Annotated in this window: 8 protein-coding genes; 1 reads left to right on the top strand and 7 read right to left on the bottom strand. The window is 38.0% G+C overall.

What is annotated here, in order from left to right:
* Positions 1–984 (bottom strand): hypothetical protein (locus ACQKNS_RS23965; protein ID WP_427645759.1); only part of this gene is annotated, 984 nt, incomplete at its 3' end.
* Positions 985–2,237: 1,253 nt separating this feature from the next.
* Between ACQKNS_RS23965 and ACQKNS_RS23960 the strand changes: the two genes are divergently transcribed.
* A complete protein-coding gene (locus ACQKNS_RS23960) occupies positions 2,238–2,918 on the top strand; it encodes a DUF421 domain-containing protein (protein WP_427645758.1) in 681 nt (226 codons plus the stop codon).
* Between the two features lie 589 nt (positions 2,919–3,507).
* On the opposite strand, the gene ACQKNS_RS23955 is transcribed toward ACQKNS_RS23960, so the two are convergent.
* From ACQKNS_RS23955 to ACQKNS_RS23930, 6 genes are all read right to left on the bottom strand, one after another.
* Positions 3,508–3,960 (bottom strand): JAB domain-containing protein, encoded by a 453-nt coding sequence (locus ACQKNS_RS23955; protein WP_427645757.1) that lies wholly within the window; start codon positions 3,958–3,960, stop codon positions 3,508–3,510.
* Positions 3,961–5,668: 1,708 nt separating this feature from the next.
* On the bottom strand, positions 5,669–5,983 hold the full coding sequence (locus ACQKNS_RS23950; RefSeq protein ID WP_148358464.1) for a DMT family transporter: 315 nt from the start codon (positions 5,981–5,983) through the stop codon (positions 5,669–5,671).
* The gene (locus ACQKNS_RS23945) at positions 5,984–6,325 is read right to left on the bottom strand and encodes a DMT family transporter (protein ID WP_148358463.1); all 342 of its coding nucleotides are present in this window, start codon (positions 6,323–6,325) and stop codon (positions 5,984–5,986) included.
* A 184-nt stretch (positions 6,326–6,509) separates the two neighbouring features.
* Positions 6,510–7,460 carry a sugar phosphate isomerase/epimerase family protein gene (locus ACQKNS_RS23940; RefSeq protein ID WP_427645756.1) on the bottom strand — a complete coding sequence of 317 codons (951 nt, stop codon included), beginning with the start codon at positions 7,458–7,460 and terminating at the stop codon, positions 6,510–6,512.
* Between the two features lie 182 nt (positions 7,461–7,642).
* Positions 7,643–8,023 carry a RidA family protein gene (locus ACQKNS_RS23935; protein WP_053437678.1) on the bottom strand — a complete coding sequence of 127 codons (381 nt, stop codon included), beginning with the start codon at positions 8,021–8,023 and terminating at the stop codon, positions 7,643–7,645.
* Between the two features lie 424 nt (positions 8,024–8,447).
* Positions 8,448–9,734: an MFS transporter gene (locus ACQKNS_RS23930; RefSeq protein ID WP_427645755.1), complete on the bottom strand. Its 1,287-nt coding sequence runs from the start codon at positions 9,732–9,734 to the stop codon at positions 8,448–8,450.
* Positions 9,735–9,792 lie beyond the last annotated feature (58 nt).

The following is a 9,792-nucleotide window of genomic DNA, read 5'->3' as shown; positions in this document are numbered from 1 at the left end:
TCCCGTTGGGCCGGTAGCTCCCGTTGGGCCAGTATCTCCGGTTGGCCCGGTGGCTCCCGTCGATCCAGTATCTCCCGCCGGGCCGGCGGCTCCCGTTGGACCAGTGGCCCCCGTTGGGCCAGTATCCCCGATTGGCCCGGTGGCTCCCGTCGGGCCAGTATCTCCCGTCGGACCCGTAGCTCCCGTCGGACCGGTGGCTCCTGTTGGCCCCGTGGCTCCCGTCGGACCGGTGGCCCCTGTTGGCCCCGTGGCTCCCAACGATCCAGTAGCTCCCGTTGGACCCGTAGCTCCCGTCGGACCGGTGGCTCCTGTTGGCCCCGTGGCTCCCGTCGGACCGGTGGCTCCCGTCGGGCCAGTATCTCCCGTCGACCCAGTAGCTCCCGTTGGGCCGGTAGCTCCCGTTGGGCCAGTATCTCCCGCCGGGCCGGTGGCTCCCGTCGATCCAGTATCTCCCGCCGGGCCGGTGGCTCCCGTCGGGCCAGTATCTCCCGTCGGCCCGATAGCTCCGGTTGGCCCGGTGGCTCCCGTTGATCCCGTCGGACCGGTAGCTCCCGTCGGACCGGTAGCTCCCGTCGACCCAGTAGCTCCCGTCGACCCAGTAGCTCCCGTTGGGCCGGTAGCTCCCGTTGGGCCAGTATCTCCCGCCGGGCCGGTGGCTCCCGTTGGACCAGTGGCCCCCGTTGGGCCAGTTGGTCCCGCCAGCCCAGTTGCTCCCGTCGGGCCAGTTGATCCCGCCAGCCCTGTAGCTCCCGTCGGACCGGTGGCTCCCGTTGGTCCAGTTGATCCCGCCAGCCCTGTAGCTCCCGTCGGGCCGGTGGCTCCCGTTGGTCCAGTAGCTCCCGTCGGGCCTGTCGGATAGTAGTAATTAAAAGGAAAAAAATCACAACCTCGTGGTGGCTGCAGCTTTCCCGCACAAATATTGTTATCTGACTGAAATAGATCCAGGGTACGGTATCCTTTAAATGGCTTATTTTTGTTATCCATATAAAACCACCCTAAGGTAAAAGATACTTACTTAATAGCTAAGAACCTCGAAAACTAGTTGTTATTCATCTGTTATTGTATTAAAAAGAGACCTGTCTCGTTCACCATTAAAAGTTATTCTGAAAAAATAATTAATATTCATGTCCTATATATTGGATTTATAGATAAAACACCAACAGGGCGATTTTTCTTAAATGTCTTTGTCAGTATTTTGAAAAAGAAATCAATATAGAATGTACTTAAGAAGGTAAGACCATATGCTCAAAATTAGTGATGCATATCATTTCTTTTGGTTTTACTTAAGGTCCTTTAACACCAGGAGAGTCCCATTTTATGGTGTTCCCAAATTGTGAATTCACCCAAAAAATTCAAAAAGTCCTGTCAGATGCCAGAGCATTTTTTTGATCCTTCGTGATGTTTTATGGCCTTTTCATGCAAAAAAAGACGACAATCCTTAATTCGGATATGCGCCCGTTGGAACCGGTCTTATTACACAATCGCCCTTAGTTAAAGTATTTTTATCCTTTTTGTTATCTTTTAAAATAATCCTTTTTTTTTAAGGGGTACTTCTTCTAATATTTATTTACCTCTTTTATGGTCCGTTCCACTAATAATCGATAAAAATAAATATCGATTGCTAGTACAGCTGACAATATGTAAAAATGCTTAGGTCGCATTTTGTTAAATTCGAATACTCCAACTTTAGGAAAATTTTACGATAGAAATGAAAGAAGATAATTCAGTACAATATTTAATGTTAAGTACTTTATAAAACTGTAGTATGTTAATTTAATTACCCAATTAGTTGTTATAAAAATTAAAACGATAATTTGGAAATAAAGCATCATTTCTTTCACCACTTACGTATTTCAGCTATTTCGCTAAAAAAACCAGTTATTATAATGTTTTTGATCCTGAAAAGAGCAACTGTGTTGCTCTTTTCTTATTTATTCAAACATCATGACGTGACTGTATTTGTAATACTCCAAACTATGTACAACTATAAGTCCGTTACGTAATTTCACTTACCAATGAATAATCAAATAAACTTCAAAAGATAATAAAAGTTAGATTAGATGGTAATTAATATGTGGTTTTTACTTTACAAACTATTAACGGGAACTAATTACTGTTAATGAAGGGTAAAAGAAAATGATTGTGTCTATAGTCTATATTAGTGTAACTAAACAATTAAATAATCAGGTTTAATCAAGATTTTAAAGCCTTAAAAGATGAATGGAGTTTCTAAATAAATGAAAATCATGTATTTAACAATTGAACTTATAGTTGGATTTATTTTTCTATTTATTATAGTTAAGTTTGTAGGAAAAAAAATCATTAATAAAATTTCCCCTTTTACTTTTATCGCAGCTATTGTATTGGGAGAACTACTAGGAAATGCTTTATACGATCATAAAATTGGCGTATTTTATATTGTTTACTCGATGACCATTTGGGGGGGATTACTTTTTTCTGTAGAATATCTAAGTCAAAAATTTCTTTCATTCAGGGGCGTGGTTGAAGGAAAACCTTCGGCACTTATCAAAAATGGAATTGTAGATCGAGAAACATTAAGAAAAAATAGGATGAATATTAACCAGTTACAAAGTTTACTTCGTCAAAGTGAAACCTTTTCTATTCGCGAAGTTGCCTATTGTTATTTAGAGGCGAACGGGTCAATTAGTATTTTAAAAAAGTCAAAGTATCAAAAAACTACCCAGGAAGATTTCAATATGCCTTCAAAAATTGTTTCTGCTCCAGTCACTTTAATAAGAGATGGTGAAGTTTTATGGGATGAAATTTTTGATTTGGGCTTTAATGAATCTTGGTTAAAATCACAATTAAATACTCAAAATATTATTGAATACAAAGATGTTTTTATAGCTGAGTGGCTTCAAGGCGACGGTCTTTTTGTACAGCGTTTTATGGATTAAAGTGGTGTAATAGCTATTCACGAAGATTTTTGAATATTTATTTTGTTCCTTTCTTTAAATATGGGGAAATGTCATGCGGGAATACTTCACCCCGGTAAATCTCCACTTCTGAGGTCACCTCGATTTTGAAACTACGAGCTTCCTTTACCAGGGTGATACCATTTAGCAAGAATATTAAATTGCGAGGGATATCTTATGATGAAAAAGAAAAAAAGGATACGGTGATAAAGAAACTGTTTGCGAAACTAATGGTACAGGCGGCTTACAAGGCTGAGGGTAAATTGTAAAGGGAAAGATAAAGTAAGAAGCAAATGAATGTATAACATTTCGACTTTTAATACGAGAGTAGAATATTTATTCAGCAAATTGTTCCTTTAACCTGAAGGCGCTACTGTAGTTTTTAGAGATACATCAAACAACCGTCAAGCAATCACGATGCCTGCTCTAAATCGAGAAAAAAGGGATTTTTCTCCATGCGTGAATGCACCAGGACGATCCAGCCGGTGTGCCTCCTCTTATTGGTTGTTTCCTCCAGGTGCTTCAATCACTAAAGGGGGACGTGCCCCCCTTTGCTTGTCCAATTTCTTTATCAAAAATATCCCTTTGCTTTTAAGCTAACATACTTACCCGTATGGGAAACAATCAAATGGTCTAAAACTTCAATCCCCATAATTTTCCCTGCTTCCGCCAATCTCTTTGTGACTTCAATGTCTTCCATACTCGGGGTTGGGTCACCCGATGGGTGCTGATGGCTGACAATAAGGGAGGCCGCGTTGTTTAATATGGCGCATTTCAGCACGTCTCTAGGATGGACGACACTCGCATTTAGGCTTCCCACATGCGCCCGATGAAGACCTACCACCTGATTTTTCGTGTTGAGCATCATGACAAGGAACACTTCCCTGTCCTCGTTTGCGATTTGCGCGGCGGCCAATTCCCGGGCATCTTCTGCATTGCGGATTTGGAAGGCCGCAAACGGCTCAACCATTTCCCTGATTTCCTGCTTGATTCGTACCACTTCAAAAATTGGGGATAACTCCATTTTTCAAAACTCCTTTTCATTTTTTTATTTTTTGCCCTTTTGTTTTTCCATGATGGGTGTCTCTTTTCTATTTTCATTTGCCTTGCGAAGCGAATCAGTTCCCCAAAGGGGGATTATTTTTCCCCTTTGACATGGAGAACGAAAAACACGCATAGGCAATCGGTCAAGGGATTCAGCACAAAAAGTTTTGGATGTTGCGATAGCGCCCCTAATCTAAAACTTTTTTGCCCCTTGATCGATGGACTGGCCGTCTTAGCTTCCTGCCGGAAAGGTTCGGGTGTCCTACCGGCTGGAAGGTTAGCCGGCCTGCGCTGTTTTACGATTCGGAAGGCAAAGGGAAAAAATAATAAAAAAGCAGCCAGGTGGCTACTATCCTTGTGACTTTTTACTCTACTAATCCTTTAATCCCTTATTCTTACGGTTTCCGGCTCGTTCGGTATTGCGGCAGTAACCCTAGATGGTACAGAGACCTACAGAATTTAGCCGAAGCATGAGTGGTACAGTACGTTATCGAAACATTTAATGCCGAAGCGACACGTACAGAATGTTGTAGAAACGCTCCATTTATTTGCATCGTTCAAGGCGAGTATTTATGAAATATTTATTCCATCATTTTTCACTTTTATTATTCTGTATTTCTAGAATAATAAAAGTGAAAAACGATAAACCCCATGGCTCCCAAGGGGTTTATTTTGGTGTAATTTCCTCTAATGAAGATGTGATTTATTAAAAAAATAATTTAATCGATAAGAGAGAATTGATATGACTATTTTGTGGAGGTTGGTATGACGTGAATATGACCTCACTATATGAACAGGGAAAGATTTATGTTGCCTAATATTGTGAGGGATTTTTCCCGCCTGTGAAAAAAACGTGGCAAAGCTTCTAACATTTCGCTATTTTCCTTGGGACGTAAGGGTAGCCAAACAAAATAAAACCCCTGTACCAACTTTTCAGGCTGATACAAGGGCAATAGTCGCGTTTTATTGATTAAACGAATTTGTTTGGATGCAAAAAGGGTCTTTAGCCTTTACAAATCAATCCCAGGTCTTTTTTTCATTCAGGTAGTGAATTAATCATAAAAGATTAAATGCATATCACATATTGGTTTGATTCTTTTTTAAAAATTTACGATTCATGTGTAGATTGAATCCTTTTGTTAGTTCATTATGGGAGATTAATCCTTTTTTGGTCGTCGCGCTAGCATCTACTTAATTTTGTGGAGGGCTAGCCCTTCACTATCTTAACTAATTTGTTAATAATGCCATGCCTGATATTATAGATAAGAAACTTCCTCTTTGTAATATCATTTCACTAGAAGATTCCATTGTTGACAGAATAGCAGAACAAAATTCATTTCATAAGAGGATAGAGTTGTTTGGGAAAATCGGAAAATTCATTAAATTTAGAGAGATACCCAAAATTGTTGATTATTCTATAAAAAAATCCTTGATTTAGCAAAAAATTCTGCTTCATTTCCTCCATCAACAAAGTTACCAATACTCCGGAAAATACCACATTCGCCTCGATCTAAATATCTTACCCCTTATGATTGGAGGTTTTTGTTTAACGATTTACCAAACTTAAATAGATCACTCATAAGGCTCAGCATTTTTTAAAAAGCGTTTTTACTGGGTCTATTTTGTTGTGGTTTTTTCTGGATTTTGAGCATTTTTAATTTTCATGGGAGTTCAACAACGTATGATATTTATGATGTCAATTTCAAACCCACTACTGCTACTAAAATGGCCCCTATAAATAAAATTCGTTTCCAATCTTTTGATTCTCCATAAAACAACATTCCAATAATTACTCCTCCCACAGTTCCAATCCCTGTCCATACCGCATAGGAGATTCCCATAGGGAGAGTTTTCATAGCTAGACTTAGAAAACCAAAACTAAATATAAATCCCATAAATAATACTATATACGACTGTAAGTTTTTATCTTTAACAACTTTATTCATACCCGTAACACCAACCACTTCAAAAGCTCCTGCCAAGATAAGATATAACCAAGCCATTTATACTGCACCTTCTTTCTTGCTTGATTCAGTTGTGACAAGTTTTAATCCTACTACACCAGACAGAAGCAGGAGAATAAACAATATTTTTGTCCAACTGAAAGGTTCTCCAAAAACCACCATTTCCACCAAGACTGTTCCCGCTGTTCCTATTCCTGTAAAGACAGCATAGACAGTAGCAACGGGTAGCTTTTTTGTAGCTTTCATCAAAACGACAAAGGATACATAGATAAGAAAAAATGTGCCGGCCCAAGAAATCAAATTATTTGAATACTTCAACCCCATTGCCCACATTATCTCAATAATCCCGGCAATAATAACATATGCCCAATTTCGATTCATAAAATTCCCTCCAAGATCCTTTTCCTTAATTCGCTCTGACGTCATTTCATCACCATCACGAACGTTCGTAAGGTAAATTTAACTTAAGAAAGTGTTGCGGAGCAACCCTATTGTTAAACTAAAGCACCCTTCTGCAAAATAAATAGGGAGATTATTCCCGAAAGAACCTCTCCCTGTTTTTTATTTAGCGGCAGTATTTATCCCTTAATGCAAGTGCATATCTAACCGATTGCTCTGCACCTATTTCTTGATCCTCAATCATTTGTTCTAGAAGTTCTGCTGGCGGATAATAGTAATCCAATGGCTTAATTACATTTAAATCATAAGGAGGTTGTTCCACCTTAAATGCTCCTTCACCTACTGCAAAGACTCCGCCTGTACCAGGCTCTCTCTTAAAATGGATGGCATACGGGAAGCACATTTCAACGTTGATTCTAATCAACATTGAATTCTCAATCAATATTATAAAACATTCTTCCAAATCGATATTACCAGTCCCAGCAGGTACGCCACATACCCTGTAATCTTCGCCATCATGGACGATAATATGATCCTTAAAATGAGTTGTAAAGGCATATGGTGCTAATTTTCTTACAGCTTCAACCGGGTCCTCCCATGCCATCATTGCATTCCCGAAATCACAATGAGCACCAACCCAAGGGCTGTTGACTTCCTTAATGATTTGAATCACTTCATCTGTTAACTCTTCCTCGTGATTTTCAACAGCAAGCTTGATTCTATATTTCTTTAATAATGGTACAATTTGTTTAATATCTTCAGGAGCTCTTCTCAATCTGTCTGGATCATATTCTCCCATACAGGTATACGTACGAATGACATCCGCTCCAATTCTATGCGCGGCCTCAATGACCTCTGTTAGATGTTTCGGATCGGTTCCATTTGTATCGATTTCAGCGAAAAATCCATACTTTTGAATTTCTTTTTTCACCTTGTCTAAATATTCCGGTTCAAATGACTCTAACGTACCAATCCCTGGTAACTCTGGCCATGGAACAATATTGATCATGACTCCATCTAATCCCAATTCGGCTGTTTTTCTGATAAAACCGAAAATATCCATTCGACCTGTAATAAACTGCAAGTGAAAGCTTTCTGTTTCTAATCCAATTTTCATGTTTTACCCACCTTTATGTTAATTTATTGTGCCGAGAAGAAATAAAACTAAATTTTGTTCGACTTCTATTTTTATTTGAATTAATTTCTACTTAACGACTTTGCTTACGAAAGTTCTCTTAAATTAGGTAAGAACCAGCAACTAAACGACGAAACACATTCTCCCCAAAAAAGAATAATTGGTCATCTTTTTACCTCTGCCATCAATTCAATTTCAATCATTGCATTCATAGGTAATTCTGCTACCTGAATGGTACTCCTAGCTGGAAAAGGCTTCGAAAAATATTCCGCATAAATTTCATTTACAGTTTGAAAATCTGATAAATCAGTCACAAATATAGTTGTTTTCAAAACTGAATTCATTTCTAAACCTTTTTCTATTAAAATGTGCTTTAAATTTTCTAAACATTGTCTTGCTTGGTCTTCAATGCCTATAGCTAATTTATTAGTATTAGGATTTAAAGGAAGTTGCCCCGAAATATAGAGAATCCCTTTTGATAATACCGCTTGGGAATATGGTCCAATAGGTTGTGGCGCATTACTTGTTAAAACTGCTTCTTTCATAATAAAAATCTCCTTTTTATCTACGAACTTTTGACCGTTTGTACAGATTCTTTAATTTCAATATCTTTGGCCAATAACATTTGTTCTAAAAGATCATCACTTGGATAGTATGTTGTTAAAGGATCATTCAGTTTTTGATTGAAATACGGTTTTTACATCTTAAATGATCCTTTCCTTACTTCGCTTACTCCCCCCGAACCTTTAGGTCGTTTAAAAGTAGGAAACATATGGATGACACCTTTCTAAAATTATTCTGTGTAAAGTATGACTCCGTCTAATCCTAATTCAGCTGTTTTTCTGATAAAATCGAAAATATTCATTCAACCAATAAACTACAAGTGAAAGCTTTTTGTTTCTAATCCAATTTTCATTTTTTACCCAAATTTAAGCCAATTTATATATCGATAAAAAATTAACCATTCATTTAATCATTTTCCAAATATCGGTTAGTTTGTTTTTTCTTTTTTAAAATTTTAACTGAATAGTTACTTATAATAAAACCTATAGCTGCAAATGCAATCATAATCATAAATACATATCTATATCCAGTAATTCCAGGATTGTGATCCAGAATATTACCATACATGGCAAAGGCGAAAATTGAAGGAGCATAACCAACTAAACAAGCTACTGATACGGCAGCACCGCTTATTTCTTTTGGAATATCAATTTCATCTAATGGGGCAAAAAACACAGCCCGTTGAGTAAATACAATCGATCCGAAACCAAGTGTCGCAATTATTCCTATATAAATATTCATTTTGTCATGTGGAAGCATAATAAAAATTATCATTGTAATAATGGATAAGAGAAATGTAAATCTAAGGTATTTTGTCGCTGATTTAAATTTTTTATCAACTAAGAATCCACCGATGGGACCGCCTACCATTTTTAATCCGTATTGGTTTATAATCCCATATACACCTAATAACGCTACCGGCATTCCGTAAATTTCTTCCAAGAACGGAATAAAGTAAGTTAAACCTGCGTAAACCGTATAAACGCAAAATATTGTAAATGAGGAAAACCACAGTATGGGAGTTTTTATTGCTTGCATCGCACCTTTCAAAGCTACTTTATTTTTACTAAATTCTTCTCCACCCTTATCAAACGTTTCGATAATATCGTCCTCTATAAAGAAATAACTAATAATACCTACAATAATTGTAATCAAGGCAAAGAATAAAATTGCGGCTCTGAAACCTAATGACTCAGATCCTAACCACATAAATATACCTAGAGCAGAGAATGCAACGATTGTATCTACAACACCACGGCCAGCTTCAAGAAATCCAAACATCCTGCCTTGTTCGTCGGAGTCTCCAAGCAATTTAACGGTTTTTATCAATACTGGCCAAAAAGTAATCTCTGTAAATAAAGCCATTACTCCCCAAGAAGCTAAAATTCCATAATAACTTGGTATAGTAGATAAATAAATCCCAGTTGCACCTACACCAATCAATCCAATCGGAATTAACTTCCTTTTAGAAAATCTATCAGTGATATACATGGAGACTACATAACCTAACATTTGCACAATAGCATATACAGATAATGCCAAACCTATTTGGGTATGTGAAAGATGAAAATATTTTTGCATCGGAACGTAAAAAGCATCTTTTAAGGATGATAATTTAAATATTGTTCCTCCTCCCAAAATTAAGATACATAAGGTAAACCATTTTTTGACCTGCTTCTGTGCTACTGCCATAAACAATCCTCCCTCATAAACAGACGATTTCCAAAAGTCCTGCCATTATGATATATAT

Origin of the sequence: Peribacillus sp. NPDC094092 (assembly GCF_050279365.1) — a bacterium.
Lineage (GTDB): Bacteria > Bacillota > Bacilli > Bacillales > DSM-1321 > Peribacillus.
Note: the sequence above shows the minus strand (reverse complement) of the source record. Positions and strands in the feature narration are given on the sequence as shown.